This window comes from Terrirhizobium terrae (assembly GCF_030323265.1).
Taxonomy (GTDB): Bacteria; Pseudomonadota; Alphaproteobacteria; order Rhizobiales; family Rhizobiaceae; genus Neorhizobium.
Genome location: NZ_CP104990.1, coordinates 224,801 through 248,764, shown reverse-complemented (window position 1 = coordinate 248,764; position 23,964 = coordinate 224,801). Strand labels below are relative to the sequence as shown.

Sequence of the window (23,964 nt, the reverse complement as noted above, 5' to 3'; positions counted from 1 at the left end):
TTCCTCCTCCATGGAGCATCCTCATGGCTGTGTTCTCCTCCCCCAACCGCGATTCGGCGGCCTATCCGTTTCAGTCAATCTTTGTCCCGTTTCCCTTTGTCTGTTTCAGCCTCGCTCTCTTGACCGACATCGCCTACGTGATGAGCAGCGACATCATGTGGCAGAATTTCTCATCGTGGTTGCTGTTGGCTGGCCTTGTTTTGGGCGGCATAGGGCTTCTTGCAGGCATTCTCGATTATCTCCGCCCACGCACACGTCCATTAAGGCCGGCATTTGCGACGGTGCTTCTCTACATCCTGATCCTGGCTATTGCCGTCCTCAACAGCTTCGTCCACGCCCGCGACGGCTGGACGGCGGTCATGCCTTATGGGTTGGCGCTGTCGGCAGTCACCTTCGTGCTCCTGCTTCTGGCAGCGGCAGTGTCGTCGCGCAAATATGCCAGACTGGCATGGAGAGTATGATGCAAAAGTCCCGAATTCTGATTGCCTCGGCCCTTGCTCTTTCGGCAAGCGTAACTGTCGGCGCCTATGCACAGGATGGCGGTTTCGACGTCTCCCAGCAGATCGGCCCCGACCCCGTTCTCCCTGAACCCCAGGCCGATCTGATGCCCGACCTCAAGGTCGCAAGCGTGGTCGGATGGAAGGATGGCGAAACGCCCGCCGTACCGGAAGGCTTGAAGGCGACCGTCTATGCGAAGGATCTCGCCAACCCGCGTACGGTCCACACCCTGCCCAATGGCGATGTGCTCGTGATCCAGTCCAAGGAGCCTGCTAAGTCTGCCCCCACCCGCCCCAAGGACATCATTCGCGGCTGGATCATGTCGATCTCCCACGGCAGCGGGAGTGCGGAGCAAAAGGAAACTAATCTCATCACCCTGCTGCGCGATACCAACCGCGACGGCCAGGTGGATGAGCGGCATGATCTCCTGACCAAGCTCGACTCTCCCTTCGGCGTCGCCTGGATCGACAACACGCTGTATGTCGCCTCTGCGAGCGCCATCCTGGCTTATCCCTACGAGCTCGGGCAGAACGAGATCACCGCCGCGCCGAGAGTTTTGACGCCGTTGCCCGGTGGGCCGATCAACCACCACTGGACGAAGGATCTGGCGCTCAGCCCGGACGGCAAGATGCTGTACGTATCCGTCGGCTCCAACTCCAATGCCGCTGAAAACGGCATAGAAGCAGAAAAAGGACGGGCCGCGATCTGGCAGGTCGATCGCCAGACGGGGGCTGCCCGCGTCTTCGGTTCAGGGCTCCGTAATCCTAACGGTCTGACCTTCAATCCGCAGACGGGCGAATTGTGGACAGTCGTCAACGAGCGCGACGAGCTTGGCCCCAACCTCGTTCCCGACTACATGACATCAGTCAAGGATGGCGCATTCTACGGCTGGCCCTGGAGCTATTACGGCAACCACGTCGATGTCCGTGTGCGCCCGCCACGGCCCGATATGGTCGAGAAAGCCATCCCGCCTGACTACGCGCTTTCAAGCCATGTGGCGGCACTTGGAATGACGTTCACGATGGATTCCGCGCTTCCGGCAGCTTACGCCAACGGTGCGTTCGTCGGCGAGCACGGCAGCTGGAACCGCGACAGTTTCAACGGTTACAAGGTTGTTTATGTGCCGTTCGAGAACGGCAAACCTTCCGGCAAGGCGCAGGACGTGGTGACAGGCTTTCTTGACGGCGAAAACGCTCGCGGCCGACCTGTCGGGCTGGGTATCGACGGCACCGGAGCGCTGCTCGTCGCCGACGATGCCGGGAACACTGTTTGGCGGGTGGCGTCCTCGGATGGAAATGTCATACCCCAGCCGATCGGCACCGATCGCGTTTCGGCAAATCCTCAGGCTTCAGCTGACGCGACGACGGCCCCCGGCAGCACCAATGAAGTCCCCGGCGCGGCCGACCAACCGTCACCAAGAACCGACAGACCATCACAGCCGGCACAGATGCAAACCGCACCTGCAGGTGATCCAATGCCGACCGCTGCTCCGGCTCAGTGATTATAGCACGCGCCCCTCAAGAGGGGCGCGTTCTCCATCAATCCGGCCAGCGTAGCGCGCCGTCAAAGCGGTGACGACTGAGGTCCTCGATGGGCGTCGCGATGATCTCGTTCGACGCCCTCGCCTTGTCGAGTTCCTCCGCAAGCCGGCTCGCGACGATCGCCTCCTGCCCAGGATGAAGATTGCACGGGTCGAGATAGAAATAATGGTGTTCCACCTCATGATCACGGACGATGATCGGCGGGCTGCCCGAGCGTAGAGCCGCAGCCAGATCCCACGCGGTGATATGCGCCTCCTGGGCAGAAATGATCACCCGCATGCGGTCGAGCGGATTGTTGGTCGGGTCGGGTTCGATGAGTGCCGTCACACCCGGACGGCCGTCCAGCGTTTGCTTCCAGAGGTTCAGATAGCCCGTTTCCCGCTCGCGGATCCCGGCGTGATCCCGAGTCTCCCAGGCCTCCAGCGCCGCCATGACGCCAAAGATGCTTTCCTTGCCGACCTTCATGCCGCGGCCGATGCCCATGTTCTGCAGGAAGGCGTTGCGCACGAGTTCCTTCTTTCCGGCGACGATGCCTGAGGTCGGGCCGCCGAGGAACTTGTGGCCGGAATAGAGTGCGACATCCGCCCCCTGCTCCAGGAACAGCTTGAGATCATATTCCGAGGCGGCATCGACGATGACCGGTACGCCCTTCGCATGGGCGATCTCGACGAATTCCTTGAGGTTCAGCAGGCCATAATCGACCACATGGTGCGAGACGACGTAAACCGCCGCAGCGGTGCGGTCGGTGATGGCATTTTCCATGTGATAGCGATGGGTCGAGGTCGCCTGCCCGACCATCACCACCTTGCCGCCGGCAAGCCGGATCGCCTGGTCCACCGGCGCGCCGTAGCTGACGACATGGCCCATCTGCACAAGCACCTCGTTCTTCGGCGTCGAGGTTTCCGGCAGCTTTTCGATGGCGAGCAGATCCGGGCCGGTGATCGTACCCGCAACCGCCAGGCTGATGCCGGAAGAGCAGGATGCGGTCACGAAGCCCGCTTCCTCCCGTCAGCCGTGCGATGACGGCGCTCGCCTTGCGCTGCAGGTCATTGATCTCGACGAATTGCGGCAGGATCTTCGTCATCGCCTCGATGGCTTCGGGCACGACGATCGAGGCCCCAAGGCCGGTCATGGTGCCGGAAACATTGATGACGGGCCGAAGGCCGATCTTGCTGCGGATATCGTCGGACATTTGCTTTCTCCAGTCAGGCGTAGCCGATTTCATCATCGACACTTATGCCATAGTAATGTAATAGCTCATGCGAGTAATGCAGGGATCGGTCGCGTGGACGCCAGGACATCATCAACAGTTTCCGATGACATCGAGCCGAGCGACGACGGCGCGAACGGTAGCAAACGCTCGCGCGTCAGCGGCATCGACCGGGCGCTGCAGATCATCGACCATCTCTACGAAACCGGCGGCCCGGCGGGTGCCTATGCGATCGCCAAGGCGGTCAAGGCGCCGCTCTCGACCGTCTACGTGATCGTCGACGACCTCGTTGAAAAGAACATGCTGGCGCGCAATGCCGACGGTACGATCTGGCTCGGCCCCCGCCTTTATCACTACGGCCTCGCCTATGCGCGCTCGCTGGACTTCATGGCCGTCGCCACCCACGAGATGCATGACCTCTGCCGCCAGGCCGGCGAGACCGTGCAGGTCTGCGGCCGCGAGGGCGACCATATGCTGGTCCTGGCTATGGCCGACGGCCCGAGCCATTTCCAGGTCTCGTCGCGCGTCGGCACCCGCGTGCCGCTCAATTGGACGGCATCCGGCCGCCTTCTCGTCGGCCATCTCTCCGAACAGGAACGCGTCGAGCTTTTCAGCCGCTGTGCCCGCCATTCGCCCACGGGCCGCGCCGATACGGATGCACACACCCTGTCGGACTCGGCGGCCAGGGCCTATCAGGATCGTCTCTCGGTGCAGGTGGCGGAATCCGATTATTCGGTCGCCTGCATCGCCTCCCCGTCTGCGATCGTTCCGGCGCATGCGTCGCCACGATCTCCATCGTGCTGCCCGAGCAGAAAGTCCTGGGCGACCGGGAACTCTATGCCGGCCAGGTCCGGGCTTCCGCCGAGCGGATCGAGACGCTGATGGGATGGCGCAACCACTAGCCGGTTCCTATTCGTGCAGGGCGACAATTGCTTCGATCTCGACCGTGATATTGCCCGGCAGCGAGCCGAACCCCACAGCCGAACGCGCATGATGTCCGGCCTCGCCGAAAACTTCGGCAAAAAGATCGGAGCAGCCGTTGATCACCTGCGGATGGTCGCGGAAATCCGGCACGGCATTGACCATGCCGAGCAGCTTGACGACGCGCTTCACCCGCGAGAGGTCGCCCAGCGCATGATGCATCACGGCGATCAGGTTGATGCCCGTCACCCTGGCATGCCGGTAGGCGTCCTCGGTCGGAACATCGCCGCCGACCTTACCGACATGCATGTGCCCACTTGCTTCCAGCGGCCCCTGGCCGGAGAGGAAGAGAAGGCTCCCTCCTGTACATGGGTGAGGAAATTTGCGATCGGCTTCGGCGGCGGCGGCAGTTCGATGCCGAGCGCTGCGAGGCGGTCATAGGGCGTGGAAGCGGCCGTGCCGGCCTTGGCTGGGGACGTGCTCACGTCAACTCCTGTCATGCTGATGCTGTCTCAACGAAGGCTCACCGCCACGAATAACCGTGGCTGTGACGCACGAGTTTGCGGGCCCGCGGGATGTAGCGGCTGGACGTGATCGCCTCGGAACCGATCACCGCATAGCGCGGCTCGAACAGCTGCTTGAGCTGCGAGACATCACCATTGGAATCGGTCGCTTCGAGATCGGAATCGATCAGGTCGAAAATGGTGAAATCCGCCCGCTGGCCGACCGAAAGACGATTTTCCATATCGAGCTTGATGACTTCCGCCGGCGCATGGGTAACCGCATTGACCACCTTGTCGAACGGCATGCCGACCGAGAGAAGCTTCGACATGGTTGTCGCCAGATCCCAAACCGGGAAATTCATCGAATGGCCGTGCAGGTCGGTCGAAATCGAATGCGGCAAGAGCCCGCGCGCGATCGCCGCTTCCGCTACCTTGAAGGAGAAGGAGGCACCGCCATGGCCGATATCGAGGCGCACGCCTTCGGAAGCGCAGCGTTCGGCGAGGTTGAACAGGTCGTCGTCCTCCATGATCGAGGATCCGGCCTTGCCGTTGAAGCAATGGGTGACGACGTCGCCGGGACCGAGGATTTCGAGCACTTCGTCATAAAGCGCCGGCGGCTCGCCGACATGCACCATCATCGGGATCTTCAGGATCTTGGCGATCTTCTTGCCAAGCTTGACCGGCGTAACACCCCAGGAGCCGGTGATCACATGGCTGGCGCGCACCTTGAGGCCGACGATATGCTCGCTGTTTTCCGCATAGCATTCGAGAATGCGGTCGAGGTCGATATCGCGGATATCCCGCAGCTCCGCGACGCGATTGCAGGCCACGAGGCCGATCGAACCAAGGTTGAGAAAGGCCTTGATGCGTTCCTTGGACGGCTCGATGATATATTCGCGAAAACCGTGGAAATTCGCTTCGCCGGCAGAGCCCGCATCGACCAGCGTCGTCACGCCACGCTCCGCGCCGCATTCGGATGGGCGGATCGAAATGTCGGTTCCGCCATGCCAGATATGCACATGCAGATCGACCCAGCCCGGCGAGATCCAGGCGCCGGCGGCATCGATGCGGCGGGCATCGGCGGGTGCAGCAAGTGAGGGGCCGATTGCGACGATCTTGCCGTCAGAACCGACAAGAATGTCGGTGCTACCCTCATGCGCATTGGAACCGAATGCCATCGGCTTCACATTGGCGAGGAGAAGCGGTTGCGCCTTTTCTCCGGATCTCATGATTACATTTCCCTTCCAATTTTGGGATCAAGCAGGTCTCGAAGGCCGTCGCCGACCATTTGCAGCGACAGGACGGATAGAACGATGGCGATGCCGGGGAAGTAGGTCATCCAGTCCGCCTGCCCGACATATTGTCGGCCGGCTGCGATCATGGTTCCCCAGGTCGGAATGTCCGGGCTCACACCGAGCCCGAGAAAGGAGAGGCTCGCCTCGGCCAGCATGGCGCTGGCAAACAGGAACGTGCCCTGCACCAGGATCGGCGAGACGAGGTTGCGAAGCACATGCCGGGTCATGATGTGGAAGGTCGAGATGCCGAGCGCCTGCGCCGCCTCCACATAGGGCAGTTCACGGATGACGATGGTCGAGGCGCGGACGATACGGGCAAGCCGCGGCGCGTAGACAATTGAGAGCGCGATGATGACGGTCAGCAATGACGGGCCGAGCGCCGCCACTAGCGCAATCGCTAGCAGGATATCCGGAAAGGCCATCATCGCATCGATCAGCCGTGCGATCGGCGTGTCGAGGCGGCGGAAAAAGCCCGCCAGCAGCCCGAGCGTGACGCCGATCAGGGCCGAAAGCGTCACCACAGCGGCACCGATCAGCAGCGACAGCCGACCGGAATAGATCGTGCGCGAAAACACGTCGCGGCCGAACTCGTCGGTCCCGAACCAGAACATTTCGCCGGGCGGCTTCAGCCGGTTGACGATCGAAAGTTTTGACGGCGAATAAGGTGCGATCCACGGCGCCAGAACCGCCAGGATCACGAAGATCGCAAGGACGATGATGCCGACCGCAACCGTGCGGCGCCGGAACAGGCGGCGAAGGAATTGCGACAGCGCGCCGGGCGAGCGGTCGACTGTGGAGCGATTGGTCGAGCTTATATCCGTCATCAGTAGCGCACCCTCGGATCGACCAGCAGGTAGAGCATGTCGATGATGAAGTTGATGAGCACGTAGAGCCCGGCGATAATCAGCAGCGCTCCTGGATGACCGGATAGTCGCGGCGAAGCACGGCGGACACGACAAGGTTTCCAACACCCGGCAGGCCGAAGACGGTTTCGGTCACGACCGCGCCGGAAATCAGCACGGCGGCCGTCAGGCCGATCACGGTCAGGATCGGGATCAGCGCATTCTTCAGCGCGTGGCGCAGGATCACCGTCCGCTCCGTCACGCCCTTAGCCCGGGCGGTGCGGATGTAATCATCGCCAAGCACGTCCAGCATCGAGGCGCGGGTGAAACGCAGGATCAGCGCCGACGACACGATCCCGAGCGCAAAGGCCGGAAGCGTCAGGTGATACATCCGCTCCAGAAAGCTGCTGCCCGGCCCGCCATAGCCCGACACCGGAAACAGGCCGAGGCGCACGGAAAAGAACTGCATCAGCACGAGACCGAGCCAGAAGCTCGGAATGCTCGCCGCCAGCATGGCGATCGTGGTCGCTGCCTGGTCGACGAAGGAGCCACGCTTGTATGCTGCATAAATGCCGATCGGCAGCGCGATGATGCTGGCGATCGCCAGCGAGAAGAGCGTCAGGAAGAAGGTCGGTTCGGCCCGGTCAAGAAGAGCTGACGTCACCGGCATGTTGAGGAAGATCGACTGGCCGAGATCGCCCTTCAGCAGCTGGCCGAGATAGAAGACATATTGCACCAGCAGGTTCCGATCGAGCCCCAGACGAGAACGCAGCGCCTCGATATCCTGCGGGTTCGCATCCGGGCCGAGCATCACGGCGGCTGGATCGCCCGGCGTGACGCGCAGAATCACGAAGACGATGGTGACAACGAGAAACATCACCACGACCATGCCTGCAAGGCGCTGGAGAATATACCGTACCATTCACTTACCTGTTCACGTGTCCCCTTCCCTCCGCCCGTTCTCAGGCAGAGGGACGCCGAGACGGGCGCCGGACGGTTCCGGCACCCGCTTCCTCGTGCTTACTTCGTCAGGGATGCGTTCCAGAAATAGGGCCATGGAGCGGCCTCGACCCCTTCGAGCTTCGTCGACTTGGCCGACACGCCGTTGAAGTCGCCGATTTTCATGAAGGGAATGTCCTCATACATCGCCTTCTGGACGTCGGCCCACAGCGCCACGCGCTTGGCAGGGTCGACTTCCGAGGTAAAGGCATCGACGGCCGTCTTGCGGGCCGGCGTATCCCACCATCCCGGTGAGCTGGTCGAGAGCGAGCCGATCAGCGCCGGTTCCGGCAGGAACGGGCTGTGGGTGATGTAGATGTCCCAGAGGCCCTTGTCGGCGCGGCGCTGGGTCAGCGTCGCCCAGTCGACCACCTGCATGTCGACGGTGAAGCCGGCAAGCTTCAGATATTCCGCCGCGACCTGCGCCATCTTGTAGTGGAATTCGTACTGACGGCTGGTCAGGATGCGGATCGGCTCGCCGTTATATCCGGCCTCCTTGGCAGCCTCTGCGGCACCTTCCGGATCGGCAACGTTATAGTTGCCCTCGACGCCGGCGTCCGTGCTCCAGGAAAAATTGCTCGGATAGATATTGCCGTCGAGCGCGTAGAATTCCGTGCTACCGAAGGCGGCCGCCAGCATGTCCTCCATGCTGAGCGCCTGGCGGATCGCCTTGCGGATCGCGACGTTCTTCGCCGAACCTTCGGCCGTGTTGAAAACGAAGACCGGGTAGCCGAACGGCTTCAGCACCACCGGCTGGGTGGCCGAGGAGCCTTTCAGGCGATCGAAGGATTCAACCGGCAGGGAATCGATATAGTCATACTGTCCGGAAATCGCCGCTTCGACGCGGGTATTGGCGTCGGGCACCGGCACGAAGCGGATCTCATCGAGATACTGGTGACGCGCGCCGCCATAACCCGTCGCCTCTTCGCTGCGCGACTTGTAGCCGTCGAAGCGGACGAGCTGGATATACTGGTCGGCCTTGCGCTCCTTGAGCATATAGGGACCGGTCCCGACGAATTCCTTCATCGGCTCGTCCTGCTTTTCGGCCGGAAGCACGATCGCGGCGGAATTGTTGAAGGCAAGCAGCGAGGTCAGCGGCGCATAGGGCTGCTTCAGCGTGATCGTCACCGTCGAAGGGTCGGTTGCAGCGATCGTGTCGACGAAACCGGCAACCTGCTTGCCGCGCGAGGCAAGCTTGATCCAGCGGTTGAGCGACGCCACCACATCGTCGGATGCCATGTCCGAACCGTCGTGGAACTTGATGCCGGACCTGAGCTTGATCGTATAGGTCTTGCCGTCGGCGGAGATCTCCGGAAGGCTCTCGGCCAGAAGCGGCGTCACGTTCCAGCCCTTGTCGAACGTGTAGAGCGTCTCGAACATGTGCTGGGTGACGATGCCGACCAGATCGGCCGTCGAGGCCATCGGATCGAGTGTCGGCGGCTCGCCGATCGTGGCGACGTTCAGCACGCCGCCCTTTTCCTGTGCCCAGAGAGATTGAGGTGTTACGATGGCCGCAGCGGCCACAAGCAGTGCGATCTTCAAGTTCATTGTCGTTCCCGCTATTACATTATTATGAAACATAGAACCTAATTACAGAATATCGCGATCGCACCCCGTGTCAATGCGCTTCCTGGCGATCCGGCAAACATGCGCGAAATACGAAAAAGCCGCGGACGGGAATGCCCGTCCGCGGCTCATGAAAGTTCGGATCTTTGGTTGGCGCCTAAATGCTCAGCTCAGCGCGAGATCGAAGACGTGGTGATGAATGTGCCCGTCGAACATTTCCATGAGGCCCTTGGTCATTTCCCGGCTTTCGTAGCGCACCGGAGATTCCAGCGCGGCGGCCAGTGCCTCGCGGCTGTCATAGGCGGTCCACAGCGCCATCGGATAGGACGGAGCCCCTCATCCCGCTCGACATTGTAGAGCACCTTCACCTCGCGGATGCCCGGGAATTTGAGCCACATGGGCATCAGTTTCTCGGCCACATAGGCCTTGAACGCGTCTTCCTTGCCGGCATGGATTGCGCCTTCGAAGAAGGCCTCACGAATGATCATGACTTGATGCTTTCAGTTGATGGTGGTCGGCGGCTTTTCGCCGGCGAAGTGGGCGGCGAGGTTCTTCAGCACGAGATCGCCCATCGCCATGCGGGTTTCGAGCGTCGCGCTACCGACATGGGGCATCAGAACCGTGTTCGGTGCGGTGAGAAACTCCTCGCGAATGTTCGGCTCGTTGACGAAGACGTCGAGGCCCGCCCCGGCGATCTCGCCATTGTTGAGGGCGGCCAGCAGCGCCTCCTCGTCGACGACCGTGCCGCGGGCGATGTTGATCAGATACCCCTTCGGCCCGAGCGCCTTCAGCATCTCGGCATCGACGATATTGCGCGTTTCGGCGGTCGCCGCGATCACGACGCAGAGCACATCGCTGTCTTCCGCCAGTTCGATCGGCGAGGCGCAGGCCTTCCAGTCGCTGTCGGCAACCGGCGAGCGGTTCCAGTAGCGCACCGACATGCCGAAGGCTTCCGCCTTGCGGCCGAAAGCCTTGCCGATCTGGCCGAGGCCGAGAATGCCGAGCCGCTTGCCCTTGGGGCTGGTCCCGAGCGGAAACCCGCCCTTCGGCCACTGGCCATTGCGGACATACGCATCACCGGCCGCGACAAGCCGCAGCAGCGCCAGCATCAGCGCGATCCCGGTATCGGCAACATCATCGGTCAGCACGCCGAGCGTGGTCGCAACGTCGATATTGCGGGAACGGGCAAGCTTGAGATCGATCCGGTCGGTCCCCACGCCGTTGACGGCGATCACGCCGAGCTTGGGCAGCTTCTCGATCCAATCACTGGAAAGCCCAGTCCCACCCCGGTTGCCACGGCGCGGATCGTTGGCAGCGCCGACTCGATCGTCGACTTTTCGGCCTCGTTATAGAGGCGGTGGACGGTGTAGAGCGTGTCGAGCTCAACCTCGATCGCCTGCATCATCGGTTCGACCAGAAGAATATCCGGTTTCATCACTTATATCCTGCTTGTCTGTATCCCGACCGGGCTGAGGTCAGGAGATCTGCCCGAGAAAGTTCTTCAGCCGCTCGTTCTGCGGGTTGCCGAAGAACGTGTCGGGCGGGCCCATTTCAAGGATTTCGCCGCGATCCATGAAGATCACCCGGTCGGCAACCTGGCGCGCAAAGCCCATTTCGTGGGTCACGCAAAGCATGGTCATGCCTTCCTTGGCGAGGTCGATCATCGTGTCGAGCACTTCCTTGACCATTTCCGGGTCGAGCGCCGAGGTCGGCTCATCGAACAGCATGATCTTCGGGTTCATGCAGAGCGCCCGGGCAATCGCCACACGCTGCTGCTGCCCGCCGGAAAGCTGGGCGGGATATTTTTCGGCCTGCTCCGGGATACGCACGCGCTCCAGAAAACGCCGCGCGGTCTTCTCGGCTTCAGCCTTGGAAATCCCGCGCACCTTCATCGGCGCGAGCGTGCAGTTTTCCAAAACGGTCATATGAGGAAAGAGGTTGAAGCTCTGGAATACCATGCCGGTTTCCTGGCGCACCAGGTCGACAGTCTTAGCCCCGGCGCTCAGGTCGTGACCATCGACGACGATCTTGCCCCGCTGGATCACTTCCAACTGGTTGATGCAGCGGATCAGCGTCGACTTGCCGGAGCCCGAAGGCCCGCAAATGACGATCCGCTCGCCGCGATTGACCGCCAGATTGACGTCCTTCAGGGCGTGGTAGGCGCCATACCACTTGTTGACGCCTTCCATACGCACCGCCAGATCGGAGCTCCCCGGCACGGCCGCCGCAGCTGCGTTTGCTTTTGCCTCGGTCATGCGAGGAACTCCTTTAGTTCTGACTTACTTCTTGGCTTCCGTGACGAAATCCGGAAGCGGCGAACCGAGCCACTTTTCGTGGATCTTGTTCAGATCGCCATCCGCCTTGGCCTTTTCGACAAAAGCGTTGACAGCCGTCAACAATTCGGCCGAGCCCTTGCGCACCGCGATTCCTGAACCTGCTGGCTGAGCTGAAGCTTCTGGTCGAAACGGCCGGGTGCCGCCTGTTCGATCTGGGTCGCGACGACGTTGGAGACGCCGATCAGCTCGACCTGGCCCGAGAGAAGTGCCTGCACGGCGCTCGCATCATCGTCGAAACGCTGGATCTTGGCATCCTGCGGCGCGATCTTGGTCACGGCCGTGTCCTGGGTCGAGGCGCGGGCGACGCCGATCGTCTTGCCGGACAGGTCTTCCGGCTTGGAGACCGCGGTGTCGGCGGCGCCGAAGACGCCGATCGAAATGCCGGCATAGGGCTGCGAGAAGTCGACATTCTTGGCGCGCTCCTCGGTGATGCCGAGCGAGGCGACGAGCAGGTCGACCTGGTTGCTCTGCAGGTAGGGAATACGGTTCGGGCCGGTCACCGGAACGATCTGCACCTTGACGCCCCATGCCTCGCCGAGAAGCTTGGCAACGTCGGCGTCATAGCCGTCCGGCTCGTTCGACGTGTTCATGATGCCGAAGGGCGGGAAGTCGACCATCATGCCGACCTTGACCGTGCCGGCCTGCTTGATGCTGTCGACCGTCTGCGCGGAAGCGAACGAAGCCGTTGCTCCGAGCACCATTGCCGCGCCGATGCCTGCCATTGCGATGCGTCGTGTAATATTCATTTGCTCCTACCCTTCTGATTTACCGGCATCCTCCCGCCGGGTCGGGCCGGTCAACGTGCTGTCGACCGGGAAAATTTCACTTCCATGCGCCGCGCCAGCAGAGACAGCGGCCAGCACAAGATGAAGTAGACCGCCGCTACCGTGCCGAACACCATGAACGGGCTGAATGTCGCATTGTTGATGATCTGGCCCTGCCGCGTCAGCTCGGTGAAGCCGATGATCGCGGCAAGCGACGTGCCCTTGATCAGCTGTACGAGGAAGCCGACGGTCGGCGCCACTGCGATCTCGCGCCGCCTGGGGCAGGATCACGTAGCGCATGCGGTCATAATAGCGCAGGCCGAGTGCGGTTGCGGCTTCCCGCTGGCCGGGCGCCACCGCCTCGACGCAGCCGCGCCAGATTTCACCAAGGAAGGCGCTGGCATGCAGCGTCAAGGCGACGGCCGCCGCAAGCCATGGATTGATGGCAAAGCCCATGATGTTCATGCCGAAGAACACCAGGAAGAGCTGCATCAGCAGCGGCGTTCCCTGGAAGACCCGGATGAAGCCGGTCGCGATCAGCCGCGGCCATTTGGCGTCCGACACGCGCACCAGCGCTATGAACAGGCCGCCTATGCCACCGCCGGCAAAGGCGATCGCCGACAGCGCGATCGTCCACTGCGCCGCCATGACGATGATCATGAATTCATTCCAGCCGAAAGGTCTGATCAGCATGGTCCAGTCCTCCTCAGCGGCTCAACGGATAGCGGAAAGCGGCCTTCTCGATCAGCGAAAAGACGGCGGAAAAACCGATCGACATGACCAGATACATGGCGGTGATGACGATATAGACCTCGAAGCTCGCGAAAGTCGCCGACTGCAAGTCGTTGCCGGCTGCGGCAAGATCATCGGCGGAGATTGCCGAGACGACGCTCGATGTCAGCATCAGGTAGATGAACTGGCTGGTCAGCGCCGGATAGACGGTCCTCAGCGCCGGCTTCATGATGATGTAGCGGAAGATCTGCAGCTTGGAGAGGCCCAGCGCCGTGCCCGCTTCCACCTGCCCCTTCTGGATCGACTCGATACCGGCGCGGATGATTTCCGTGCCGTAGGCGCCGAAATTGACGACGAGCGCCAGCAGTGCGGCGCTATTCGGCGACAGGCGCAGGCCGAGGGCCGGCAGGCCGAAGAAGATGAAGAAGATCTGCACCAGGAAGGGCGTGTTGCGGATGATCTCGATATAGGCATCGATCACCCAGCGTAGCGGCGCGACGCGGGAGGTCTTGCCCGCCGCACAGAGGATCGAGACGATCAGGCCGAGGATCATTGCGCCGCAGGAGAGCTGAACAGTCACCCACGCGCCAAGCAAGAGCTTGTCGAAACCTGCCAATACCGGTGCAAAGTTGAAATCGTACAACGAGGCTCCTCCACCGTCGCTTGTCGCGCCGCACTCCCCGCAACGCTTTAGATCGATCTAATTGGGTTGTCAGACAACGTCAACCCCGGGCTTTGCGTAAATCATGCCCGCCACCACTGCAAGGCGCGCTCGACTGGCGGATCCGCAGTTTCGTCGCCTTCACAAGTCTGCGAGGCCCGATCTCTGGCTGCGCCAGCCGGTCGAGCAGAAGGTTGGCGGCGTTCTCGCCGACCGCCTCGGGAAAGGTCGAGACGGAGGTCAGCTTTGGCCGCATGGCATCCGCATCAGCCACGTCGTCGAAGCCGATCAGCGAGAAATCCCGGCCGACCTGGATGCCGAGATCGTAGAGCCCTGCGGAAAGGCCGAGCGCCACAACGTCGTTGAAGCAGATCACGGCGGTGGATGCCGTGGCCCCTCGGAGAAGAGATGCGCGGCATCGGCGATCGCTGAGATCTGGTGCGGCACGCGCACGACCCTTTCGGCGCACAGGCCCTTCGCCTGCATCGCCTGCTGAAACCCTTCGACCCGCTCCTCATACGCCGAGTGAACCGGCCCATGCACGGCGAAGGCAATGTCGGTATGACCGAGCTCCGACAGATGATCCACGGCCTGGCGCATGCCCTGCGCATAGTCGACGCCGGCATAGTCGACCTGATCGGAGACCCGGCGCAGGACCTGTACGAGTGGCAGATGCCATTCGCCGAGGCGGTCGAGCACTTCCTCGCCCGTACCGGCGGCCGGGCAGAGAATGATGCCGTCGACGCCGTGTTCGCGCATACGGGTCATCAGAATGTCCTGCCGATCCACCTGGTCGCCGCTGTTGACGAGGATCACCACCATGCCGGCGGCGTCGATCACGGTCTCGATGCCTGCCAGCAATTCGGCAAAGAAAGGATTGGTGAGGTTCGGGATGACGACCCCGATCGTCAGGCTGCGATCGGCCCTCAACCGTGCGGCCCCCATATTGTAGACATAGCCCAGCGCCTCCATCGAGGCTTCCACGCGGGCGCGGGTGTCGGCGCCGACAAGCGGGCTCTTGCGGATGACGAGAGATGCGGTCGCCCGCGATACGCCGGCATGGCGGGCGACATCGAGCAGGGTGACGCGGTTCTTCTTTCGCTGGTCGGGTGTCATGGCAGGAATCACTTCGCATGGCGGGCCAGTTCGCGGCACATATAAGTGTGCCGAATGAGCCGCCGTCAATCTGTGCTTGTGGACGGATTCCGATGCGAGGTACTCATCCTCATGAATTCACTCGAAATTATCGTTCCAGTGCGACCGTCTTGATGACTGCGAAGACGGGCCTGCCGATCGCCAGCACCAGCCGCTCGACCGACAAAAGCGTGATGCGGGCGAGCAGCACGTCACTGCCAGACCGGATCCGGATCCGCGCCATCCCCTCCCCGTCCGGCTCGATGGCCGCGACGACGCCCTCGATGATGTTGAGCGCGCTCAAGCCCTCCGGCCGGATGGTCGCGACCATCACGTCCCGCTCGGGAATATGGACGCGCACCTGCTGCCCCTCCAGCACCCGGGCATTCGGCACGGTCAGGGATGCACTCGAAAGCGTGATCGTCGCCAGCCGATGGGCGGCATCGACACGCTCGACGACACCCGCAAGGACGGCACCGGCCTCGCGCCGGTCGGTGGAGGAAGCGACAGGATCTCGGACGGTGTGCCCACGGCCTCAACGCGCCCGTCCTTCATCATCACAACCTTGTCGGCGAGTTGCGCAACCTCCGCCACCGAATGGCTGACATAGACGATCGGCGTCGTCGTCTCGTCGCGAAGGCGCTGAAGATAGGGCAGGATTTCGGCCTTGCGAGCCTCATCCAGCGCGGCAAGCGGCTCGTCCATCAGCAACAGCCGCGGCGCAGAAAGAAGCGCCCGCCCGATCGCCACACGCTGTTTTTCGCCGCCGGAAAGCGCCCCCGGCCGGCGCTCGAGCAGTGCCTCAATACCGAGCATGTCGACGATGCGATCGAAATCGGCGGCAGCGGCAGTCTTCGGCGCAAACCAGCGCCCATAGATCAGGTTCTGGCGCACCGAGAGATGCGGAAACAGCCTTCCCTCCTGGAAGACATAGCCAAAACGGCGGCGGTGCTTCGGCACAAAGATGCGCTTCTGCGTATCGACCAGAACCTCGTCATCGATCACCAGTCTGCCCTGATCGGGCTTTGCCAGACCGGCAATGATCCGCACCAGCGATGTCTTGCCGGAACCCGAGCGTCCGAACAGCGCGGTGACGCCGCCTTCGGAGGTGAAACCCGCATCCAGCGAAAATGCGCCAAGCCTTTGCCTGGCTTCCACGATCAGCGTCATTCCGGGCTCACCCTTCTGCCGACGACATGGGCAAGCAGTTCGGACGCCAGCAGCGCCGCAAACGATATGACGATCGCGACCAACGTCAACCGCATGGCGCCGAGATCGCCGCCCGGAACCTGGGTGAAGGTATAGATGGCGGCAGACAGCGTCTGCGTCTCGCCGGGGATGTTGGAGACAAAGGTGATCGTCGCGCCGAACTCGCCCATCGCCTTGGCGAAGGCGAGGATCATGCCAGCGATCACGCCGGGCAGGATCAGCGGCAGGGTAACGGTCATGAACACCCAGGCGGGGCTCGCGCCGAGCGTGCCGGCCGCCTCTTCGAGCTTACGATCGACGGATCTCGATCGAAAGCCGGATCGAGCGGACCATCAGTGGAAAGCCCATCACGCCGCAGGCAAGTGCCGCCCCCGTCCAGCGGAAGGAAAAGACGATACCGAGATAGTCATAGAGGAAACCACCGATCACGCCGCGACGGCCGAACATCACGAGCAGAAGGAAACCGGTCACCACCGGCGGCAGGATCAGCGGCAGGTGGACGATGCCGTTCAGGATCGACTTGCCCCAGAACTTCCCCCGCGCCAGCAGATAGGCGACGACGATGCCGAAGGGCAGGCTGACGACCATGGCGACGCCCGACACCCACAGGCTGAGCCTGATCGCCCCCATTCCTCATCGCTTAATGTCAGCCAGTCCAACCCGCTCACCCCGCATGAAAACGGCTTCCGTCGAAAGCGGAAGCCGAAGCATTATGCCAGATCTGTTTACTTCAGAACCGTAAAGCCCTCTTTTTCAAAGAAAGGCGCAGCCTTGGCCGACTTCAGGTAGTCGACATAGGCGCTTGCATCTGCCGACTTCGATTCCGACAGGATCGCGATTGGATAGATGATCGGCGGATGCGTATCTTCCGGGAAGGTCCCGACGACGGCGACGCCCGGATCGGCAGCGGCGTCGGTGGCGTAGACGATGCCATAGGGCGCTTCGCCGCGGGAAACGAGAGCGAGTGCCGCGCGCACGCTTTCCGCGCCGACAACGCTCTTTTCGACGGACGCCCAGGTGCCGAGCTTTTCGAGCGCTGCCTTGCCGTACTTGCCGGCCGGAACGCTGTCCGGTGCGCCCATGGCGAGCTTGCCGCCGTTCAGGAGGCCGGCAAGATCGAAGCCAGCCTTGATATCGACCGGCTTGGCATTGTCCTTCGGCGCCACCAGCACGATCTCGGTTGCCGAGCCAGTTCGACTTGGTGTCTTCCTTCACCAACTTCTTGTCGGAGACGTATTTCATCCAGTCGAGGTCGGCGGAGATGAACACATCGGCCGGAGCGCCTGCCTCGATCTGCTTGGCGAGCGCCGAGCTTGCCGCGTAGGAAGCGGTCACTTCCTTGGACGTCTCGCCGCTCCAGGCCTTGTTCGCTGCATCGAGCGCATTCTTCATGCTGGCGGCGGCAAATACCGTCACCTTTTCTTGCGCCGCCACGGGGCCGATTGCCCCGGCCACAATGACGAATGCCGCAGCGACCAGCATTGCCGTTTTCTTGAGTGAACAGACGATCTTCATTGGAAAACTCCTCAAGCATACGAAATATCGACCGGAATATATCGAGAGCCATCGGTTTGGCCAGCGATATATTTCACGGGATATAAAGGCTCGCGCATTATTGAAGCCTTGGGCGGTCCTGCCATCCAAAAACGACCGTCCGATGTTCGGTCGTCAGTCGACCGAAGCGTAACCAGGCTTCTTGTAGAGCGTCTCTTTCCGGCCCTTGATCTCGGGCTCGAAGACATCCGGCTGCCAGCGGTCGGCGGGCACGTCCTCGATCGCGACCGACACGGATTCCTCGCGGCTGCCAAGCACGGCCATCAGGGTCTTGGAAAGCTCCTCGGTCAGCATCCGCTTCTGCTCCTCGGTGCGCCCCTCGATCATCTTCACCACGATATGCGGCATCGGTTCATCCTTCATGAGTCTGTGCGGCTGTCCCAAGCGATACATCCCCTCCGCGCGGATGACCATAATCATATGACCATCTTCAAAAATGCCGTGCCCGTGCCGCAGGCCGATAGGAGGTGATTTGTCCAGGATCACAGTTTGCTGTCCCGTGGAAGCCTGGACGCTTAAGAAAAATATCTCCACGCAACGTCAGTCGCTTAACCGGCCACCGTCGGCTCGATCGTCCCCGCCCTATCGACCGTTGCAACAATGCCATCGTCATCGGACGGGAAACCGGGTTCGCGAACCGGCCTCCTCCTCCTCGGGTTCCAAAGGCTCGGTTCCGGTGATGGTCGTGACAAGGTCGAACGGGAACTGACACGTCTCGAAAGACCGATCGAAACGGCCGGGGCAGGCAGATAATTCATCAGCATACCATCGCATACCGACTGCCTGCCCCTCCCTGTTTGACGGGCTATCGAGAGGCCACACCATGACGGAAAGTTCCGTCGTGGCATTTCCTGCTGCCCGGGATTTAGCAGGGTACTGGCGCGACAGTCGGTGAGTACCTAGATGTGCGCCTTGAGTACCGCTTCCGTCACCATCATCGACGCCAGTCTCGATCTCAACGCCTGGTCGCGGAAAGCGGTTCAGGAAGGCTTCATATCCATTTCATTTGTAAGCCGGTTTTTCCCGATAAGACTACTTCGCAATATTGCCGCATGCTAAACCATCGGTATGTAAAACCATATTCCCAGCCAAGCCATGACGAGTTGTGCCGAAGTTGAACCTAGCAAAGGAAGTCACCACTTCACCTGCGACCCTGCGCCATGATCTGACCCTTGTCGCAACACCGTTTTCGATCGTCGTGCTGATCGTGGCGGCCATTGCATTCGCCCTGATGGCCATCGGCCGCGGGCAGGACAAGGAAACGCACCAGGCCATCCTGACGGAGTTGCGCGGGCTGGATCTCAACAACGCGTCCCTGCAGCGCGACGTATTGCGCGCGCGCGCCGGGCTTCTGGAAAACTACGATCCGCTGGTTGATTCCGTTGTTGCCTTGCACCGGAACGTCGCGGCACTGCATTCCCTGTTTTCAATGCCGGAAACGGTCAAGGCCGATAATATCGAGAAGCAACTGAACGAGGTCCAGCAGTCGATCGACACGGACGAGACGGCCGTCGAGACGTTCAAGACCCAGAACGCCTTGCTGCAGAACTCACTGAATATCTTCAGCCATGCCCTGACCAACCTGCATCTGAACGATACCGGCGAGGCCCGCCTGGCGTTGGACGGGCTGGATGATCTCGGCAACCTGATGCTGCAATATACGCTGCAATATAATCCCGCCATCGCGGATCAGATTTCATCGGAACTCGACACGCTCGCAAGCAGGGGCAGCGCATCCTCGCCCTATGTCCGCCTGCTGGAGATCCACGGCCGGTTGATCCTGTCCGTTCTTCCCGAGGTGAGGGCAACCGTCGGCGACGTCCAGGCCTCCGATACGATCAGCCGCGCCCAACGCCTTCAGCACGATTACCTGGATGCCTATGGCACCGCCAATGTCCGCTCCCAGTGGAGCCGCGTCTTCCTTGGCTCGGTCTCGATCTTTCTCTGCGCCTATGTGGTGGTCCTCGTCGATCGGCTGCGACGCCAGACGGAACGGCTGAGGCGGCGCCTGGATTTCGAACGGATGCGGCGCGACGTCGAAGGCTGCTTCGCCGAGAGTGCGGCAACGCAGGAAAGCCGCGCCATCTCCATGGAAAATGCCGTGCAGATCATCAGGGTCTTCTTCGAGGGCAGCCGCTGTGGCTTCGCCCTGATCGACACGAACACGATGACCGTGGAAATGGCGTTCGGCGACGATTTCGAACTGCTGAGCGATCCCGCGCGCATTGCCGAAGTGCTCAGCGAGACCGATAGCGCGACCTACCGAAACCTGCAGAAGCCGGACGCGATGAACTTTGCCATCGATGCAGCCTATTCCGGAAGTGCTCTGGGCCTGCGCACCTCCGACAGGCTTGCGGCCCTCTGTATCGTCGAGTTCTCCCATCCGCGGCTACGGCCAAGCAGCGATGAGATATCCCTGTTGGAGGCCGCCGTCCGGCTGCTTTTTCAGACATTCGACTATCACCGAAAGCAGGACGAGCGCGAGACGCTGGAGAGGCGCCTCGAGCATGCCGAAAGGCTGCAATCGGTTGGCACGCTGGCAAGCGGCATCGCGCATGAGTTCAACAACATTCTCGTCGCCATCCTGGGCTATGCCGAGATGATCCTCGACCTGCTGCGCAGGCGTTCGACGACGCGCCAGTATGTCGAGGAAATCGTCAAAGCCGCCCAGCGGGCCCGGCTGGTCATAGACCAGATCCTGGCTCTCAGCCGGACGAGGGATTATATCAGCAAGCCGATCGATCTCGTCGATATCATCGAGGACATCGCACCTCTGTTGCAGGTCTCGCTACCCAACGGCGTCGAGCTGCAGATCCAGGACATGACCTCCGACAACGTCGTCGAAGGCAATGCCGTCGATATCCAGCATATCCTGATGAACCTCTGCAAAAATGCTGCCGAAGCGATGAACGGCTCGGGCGGCGTGATATCGATCGCATTGCAGCGGGTAACGATTTCATCTCAACAGGTAATCTCGCACGGGCTTCTGCCCGCCGGGCAATACGTCGTTCTTACCGTCGCGGACACGGGCAGAGGCATTCCGCCGTCCGTGCTTCCCAAGATCTTCGAGCCCTTCTACACGACCCGCGCCAAATCCGGCGGAACCGGCCTCGGATTGGCAGCAGTACACGGCAATGTCGAAGCGCTCGGTGGGCGCATCAATGTCACCAGCGTTCCCGGCGTGGGCACCAAGTTCGAAATTTACATGCCGCGCTCGGTGTCCAAGCCGGTTCCACTCAGTCAGATTTTCGAGCAGGAGCAGGTTCCCCTCGGCCGCGGCGAGATCGTCGCCGTCGTCGTCGACGACGACAATACGGGGCTCGCATTTCTTGAAGATCAGGTTGCCGCACTCGGCTACGAGCCCGTTGGTTTCACAAGTTGGGACGAACTGACGAAATGGCTTTCCGCCGCCAATCACACGGCCGACCTGGTGCTGATCGACGAGGCTATCAAGACCGACGAATTGAGCCATGGCGATATCGAACGTTTCCTCCGGTCGACCCCTTACCTGTTCATGTCCGAGCAAACCGAAGACCGCGGCCTTGAACCCCACAAGACCATGATCTTGCGAAAGCCGGTTGCCTCCACAACGATGGCTTTGGCGATCCGGTCCGGAATGCAGAATGGGCGGAACCGACAGGCGCTGATGTTGAACGCGAGTGAATTGTGACTGCGGTAGCACGAGGGGCAGAAAACGTGAAAGGAAAACGTATCGCCACCGCCCAGACGGCTCGCCAAGGCGGTGCGCCGGAGATTGCCGCGACTGGAGAGCGTGGGACAAGCAACGCGCCCGCCGCTTCATCCCTCGTCCACAAGCCCAAGCCGCTGGATCTGCGGCTCATTCTGCTGACATCGCTGGGCGGAGCAATGGAATTTTACGATTTCACGCTGTTCGCATTCCTGTCCACGACGTTGGCAAAGGCGTTCATCCCACCTGTGGCCCCGACATGGCTCGGAACCTTCGAGGCCCTCGGTGTCTTCGCCGCCGCCTATCTCGCCAGGCCGCTCGGTGGCCTAGTGCTCGCCAATTTCGGCGACATTTTCGGCCGGAGGCATATTTTCCTGTTCTCGATCGGCCTAATGACCTTCGCGACGTTCTGCGTCGCCTGCATGCCGACTTACGAGACGATCGGTATGGCGGCCCCCATTCTGCTGATGCTCCTCCGTTGCCTTCAGGGTATAGCCATCGGCGGCGAAGTTCCCGGCAGTTGGACCTTCATCTCGGAGCATGTGCCCCCGAACGTCGTGGCCTGGCGTGTGGCATCATATGTTCGGGCCTTTCATTCGGCATTTTGCTCGGCTGCAGCACTGCCTTGTTGTTCGAGACCTTCATGGATTCCGGATGGTTCGACAGGGAAGGCTGGAGATATCCCTTCATCCTCGGAGGCGCTCTCGGCCTTATTGCCATGGCGGCGCGGCGGTCTCTCCTGGAGACACCGGTATTTCATGAGGCGCGGGGAAAAGCCGCGCTTATCCCGCATCTGCCGCTGGAGATCGTCCTGCGCGATTTCCGGCTGAACATGACCATCTGCATCGCATTGATGTGGCTGCTCTCCGCCACCTTGGTAATGACTACGGTGCTCAATGTCAGTTACCTCCACCGATTTGTCGGATATTCGACCTTTGACGCGCTGCTCGCCACGGGCTGCTGCGCGCTCGCGCTGACGATTGCTACCTGTCCGGTAGGCCTTCTCGTCGACCGCTATGGTCCCGGTCCGGTGATCATGATCGGAAGCACCATCCTTGCCGTCTCCGCCATGCTGTTTTATGGCCATGCGCCTCTTTCCCGAACGCATTTACTACTGCTGAACAGCCTTCTTGGCGCCAGTGTCGGCGTCTGCGGAGCGATACCCTACGTGCTCGTCACCGCTTTCCCGACGCAGGTTCGCTATACCGGCGTATCACTGTGCTACAATATCCCGCTCGCCGTCTTCGGCGGCTTGACGCCATTCGGGGTCAACTGGCTGATGCAATTCGAACCGATGAGCTACGCCTATTATCTCACAGCCCTTTGCGGCATAGCATTCCTGGCTGGGCTCTACGTTTTTCTTTATGGGATCAAGGCAGAGATGCCGGCAATCAGGAAATAGTTTCGCAAGTTCGACATCGCCACAAGCATAATCCTGACATCGTCCATCCCTCAGTTCGCGCCTACTCAGACCCGCATGATGCAGGGGAAGGATTGGCCCCTTATTTACATAAATACGGGGCCAATTGAGCGACGGGCAGCATGTGGATTTTGCCTTTATGTGGCCCATCAATTCGGCGGGGCAAGAAGCTTCATGACGGGAACGGTCGGCGTCTCCGAAGGGCCGAAAGGACCGGCCACCTCATGCTTGGTGGGCGGCAGCGAGCGCAGATAGTCGGCGATCGCGTAGGCGTCCTGCCTGGTCAGGTTGGCAAAGGCCCGCCACGGCATGAGCGGCGACAGTTCTCTCCCTTCCGGAGTAACGCCGGTCTGCAGTGCCGTGACGATCTCGTCCCGGCTCCACTTTCCCAACCCCGTCTCTGGATCGGGCGTAAGGTTCGGTCCGACGAACGCCCCGAGCCCGGGAATGAAGAAGCCGACGTCGGAACCGCCCAGGAAGCGCTCCATATCCGGCTTGCCCACGAAGTACCCGGGTGTATGACAGTCATTGCAGCCGCCTAGGTTTACCAGGTAGCGGCCCCGCTCGACGGAGCCTCCGGCAGCAGATTGGCCGGCGAGAGCCAGGGATACAATGCCGGCATATAGACATAGGATGCTGGATTTCTGCAATGTCGGGCGAAAGGGCATGAATGGTTCCTCATATTGATGACCATTCAGTGCTACGAGGCACGCACTTGCCGATGATTACAATTTATCCGCTAGATTGGTTGCAAATGAATTGCTTTTGTATCCGGGATACCTTTCTGAACCGATCGAAAGCCAAATCGTCCAAATGGGCAGCATCGTAGCAAACGCAGTCTATCGATCGCCACGCTAGGCCGTGAGGAAATTGCTGATTGATCGCGAACAAGCCTAAAGCCTGTCCCAAAGTTTTCTCATCCCACGCGGCGATCAGAAATGCCGACAGAGTATCAGGAACAACTATCCGAACTGCAACTTACGCGCTATTATGATAGACTCGTTACCGGTAGGCGTTTATTTCACTTGTAGTCAAAATTCCCTGTTCCGTAACAGTTGCGCATGACACTGAGCCTAGCGGTTTCGCCTCGT

12 protein-coding genes and 13 pseudogenes are annotated in these 23,964 nt (G+C 61.2%); 7 read left to right on the top strand and 18 right to left on the bottom strand.

The window, feature by feature from the left end; genetic code table 11:
* Positions 1-23 precede the first annotated feature (23 nt).
* Entirely contained in the window at positions 24-461 is a 438-nt protein-coding gene (locus N7E02_RS01195; protein ID WP_286578277.1) for a DUF2231 domain-containing protein, read from the top strand.
* A complete protein-coding gene (locus N7E02_RS01190; RefSeq protein ID WP_286578276.1) occupies positions 461-1,999 on the top strand; it encodes a PQQ-dependent sugar dehydrogenase in 1,539 nt (512 codons plus the stop codon). Before N7E02_RS01195 ends, N7E02_RS01190 begins: the two co-directional genes overlap by 1 nt.
* Before the next feature lie 37 nt (positions 2,000-2,036).
* Here N7E02_RS01190 and N7E02_RS01185 read toward each other — a convergent pair.
* A pseudogene (locus tag N7E02_RS01185) lies at positions 2,037-3,231 on the bottom strand (aminotransferase class V-fold PLP-dependent enzyme).
* 93 nt (positions 3,232-3,324) lie between these two features.
* On the opposite strand from N7E02_RS01185, the pseudogene N7E02_RS01180 reads away from it, so the two are divergent.
* Positions 3,325-4,151: pseudogene (locus tag N7E02_RS01180) on the top strand (IclR family transcriptional regulator).
* A gap of 7 nt (positions 4,152-4,158) precedes the next feature.
* Here N7E02_RS01180 and N7E02_RS01175 read toward each other — a convergent pair.
* From N7E02_RS01175 to modA, 15 genes and pseudogenes are all read right to left on the bottom strand, one after another.
* Positions 4,159-4,670 (bottom strand): annotated as a pseudogene (locus N7E02_RS01175) (RidA family protein).
* Between the two features lie 23 nt (positions 4,671-4,693).
* Entirely contained in the window at positions 4,694-5,902 is a 1,209-nt protein-coding gene (locus N7E02_RS01170) for an amidohydrolase/deacetylase family metallohydrolase (protein WP_286578275.1), read from the bottom strand.
* A gap of 2 nt (positions 5,903-5,904) precedes the next feature.
* Positions 5,905-6,792 (bottom strand): ABC transporter permease, encoded by an 888-nt coding sequence (locus tag N7E02_RS01165; RefSeq protein WP_286578274.1) that lies wholly within the window; start codon positions 6,790-6,792, stop codon positions 5,905-5,907.
* A pseudogene (locus tag N7E02_RS01160) lies at positions 6,792-7,732 on the bottom strand (ABC transporter permease). Before N7E02_RS01160 ends, N7E02_RS01165 begins: the two are co-directional and overlap by 1 nt.
* A 98-nt stretch (positions 7,733-7,830) precedes the next feature.
* Positions 7,831-9,357 carry an ABC transporter substrate-binding protein gene (locus N7E02_RS01155; RefSeq protein ID WP_286578273.1) on the bottom strand — a complete coding sequence of 509 codons (1,527 nt, stop codon included), beginning with the start codon at positions 9,355-9,357 and terminating at the stop codon, positions 7,831-7,833.
* Between the two features lie 183 nt (positions 9,358-9,540).
* Positions 9,541-9,863, bottom strand: a pseudogene (locus N7E02_RS01150) (EthD domain-containing protein).
* Positions 9,864-9,875: 12 nt separating this feature from the next.
* A pseudogene (locus N7E02_RS01145) lies at positions 9,876-10,810 on the bottom strand (2-hydroxyacid dehydrogenase).
* A 40-nt stretch (positions 10,811-10,850) separates the two neighbouring features.
* The gene (locus N7E02_RS01140) at positions 10,851-11,630 is read right to left on the bottom strand and encodes an amino acid ABC transporter ATP-binding protein (protein WP_286578272.1); all 780 of its coding nucleotides are present in this window, start codon (positions 11,628-11,630) and stop codon (positions 10,851-10,853) included.
* A gap of 24 nt (positions 11,631-11,654) precedes the next feature.
* Positions 11,655-12,457 (bottom strand): annotated as a pseudogene (locus tag N7E02_RS01135) (transporter substrate-binding domain-containing protein).
* A 50-nt stretch (positions 12,458-12,507) separates the two neighbouring features.
* Positions 12,508-13,165: pseudogene (locus N7E02_RS01130) on the bottom strand (amino acid ABC transporter permease).
* 16 nt (positions 13,166-13,181) lie between these two features.
* Positions 13,182-13,850, bottom strand: coding sequence for an amino acid ABC transporter permease (locus N7E02_RS01125; protein WP_092994316.1), 669 nt, complete (start codon positions 13,848-13,850; stop codon positions 13,182-13,184).
* A gap of 79 nt (positions 13,851-13,929) precedes the next feature.
* Positions 13,930-14,984 (bottom strand): annotated as a pseudogene (locus N7E02_RS01115) (LacI family DNA-binding transcriptional regulator).
* 127 nt (positions 14,985-15,111) lie between these two features.
* Positions 15,112-16,172, bottom strand: a pseudogene (gene modC / locus N7E02_RS01110) (molybdenum ABC transporter ATP-binding protein).
* Positions 16,169-16,870 (bottom strand): annotated as a pseudogene (gene modB, locus N7E02_RS01105) (molybdate ABC transporter permease subunit). Before modB ends, modC begins: the two co-directional pseudogenes overlap by 4 nt.
* Positions 16,871-16,936: 66 nt before the next feature.
* A pseudogene (gene modA / locus N7E02_RS01100) lies at positions 16,937-17,627 on the bottom strand (molybdate ABC transporter substrate-binding protein).
* On the opposite strand from modA, the gene N7E02_RS01095 reads away from it, so the two are divergent.
* Positions 17,551-17,898: a hypothetical protein gene (locus N7E02_RS01095; RefSeq protein WP_286578433.1), complete on the top strand. Its 348-nt coding sequence runs from the start codon at positions 17,551-17,553 to the stop codon at positions 17,896-17,898. The pseudogene modA and the gene N7E02_RS01095 sit on opposite strands and share 77 nt — an antisense overlap.
* Here N7E02_RS01095 and N7E02_RS01090 read toward each other — a convergent pair.
* Positions 17,880-18,251, bottom strand: a complete 372-nt coding sequence (locus tag N7E02_RS01090; RefSeq protein ID WP_286578269.1) for a tautomerase family protein — start codon at positions 18,249-18,251, stop codon at positions 17,880-17,882. The two genes, N7E02_RS01095 and N7E02_RS01090, sit on opposite strands and share 19 nt — an antisense overlap.
* 628 nt (positions 18,252-18,879) lie before the next feature.
* Between N7E02_RS01090 and N7E02_RS01085 the strand changes: the two genes are divergently transcribed.
* The 3 genes and pseudogenes from N7E02_RS01085 (at position 18,880) to N7E02_RS01080 (ending at position 22,855) form a co-directional block, all read left to right on the top strand.
* Positions 18,880-21,435: a two-component system VirA-like sensor kinase gene (locus N7E02_RS01085; protein WP_286578268.1), complete on the top strand. Its 2,556-nt coding sequence runs from the start codon at positions 18,880-18,882 to the stop codon at positions 21,433-21,435.
* Between the two features lie 197 nt (positions 21,436-21,632).
* Positions 21,633-21,947 (top strand): annotated as a pseudogene (locus N7E02_RS29330) (MFS transporter); the annotation flags it as partial.
* A complete protein-coding gene (locus N7E02_RS01080) occupies positions 21,932-22,855 on the top strand; it encodes an MFS transporter (RefSeq protein WP_353622767.1) in 924 nt (307 codons plus the stop codon). The pseudogene N7E02_RS29330 and the gene N7E02_RS01080, both read left to right, overlap by 16 nt.
* A gap of 167 nt (positions 22,856-23,022) precedes the next feature.
* On the opposite strand, the gene N7E02_RS01075 is transcribed toward N7E02_RS01080, so the two are convergent.
* Entirely contained in the window at positions 23,023-23,541 is a 519-nt protein-coding gene (locus tag N7E02_RS01075; protein ID WP_286578266.1) for a c-type cytochrome, read from the bottom strand.
* Between the last annotated feature and the right edge of the window lie 423 nt (positions 23,542-23,964).

Excerpts from the sequence above, each read along its gene's own strand:
- N7E02_RS01195 (WP_286578277.1), top strand. The coding sequence starts at position 24 with ATGGCTGTGTTCTCCTCCCCCAACCGCGATTCGGCGGCCTATCCGTTT.
- N7E02_RS01190 (WP_286578276.1), top strand. The coding sequence starts at position 461 with ATGCAAAAGTCCCGAATTCTGATTGCCTCGGCCCTTGCTCTTTCGGCA.
- N7E02_RS01170 (WP_286578275.1), bottom strand. The coding sequence starts at position 5,902 with ATGAGATCCGGAGAAAAGGCGCAACCGCTTCTCCTCGCCAATGTGAAG.
- N7E02_RS01165 (WP_286578274.1), bottom strand. The coding sequence starts at position 6,792 with ATGACGGATATAAGCTCGACCAATCGCTCCACAGTCGACCGCTCGCCC.
- N7E02_RS01155 (WP_286578273.1), bottom strand. The coding sequence starts at position 9,357 with ATGAACTTGAAGATCGCACTGCTTGTGGCCGCTGCGGCCATCGTAACA.
- N7E02_RS01140 (WP_286578272.1), bottom strand. The coding sequence starts at position 11,630 with ATGACCGAGGCAAAAGCAAACGCAGCTGCGGCGGCCGTGCCGGGGAGC.
- N7E02_RS01075 (WP_286578266.1), bottom strand. The coding sequence starts at position 23,541 with ATGCCCTTTCGCCCGACATTGCAGAAATCCAGCATCCTATGTCTATAT.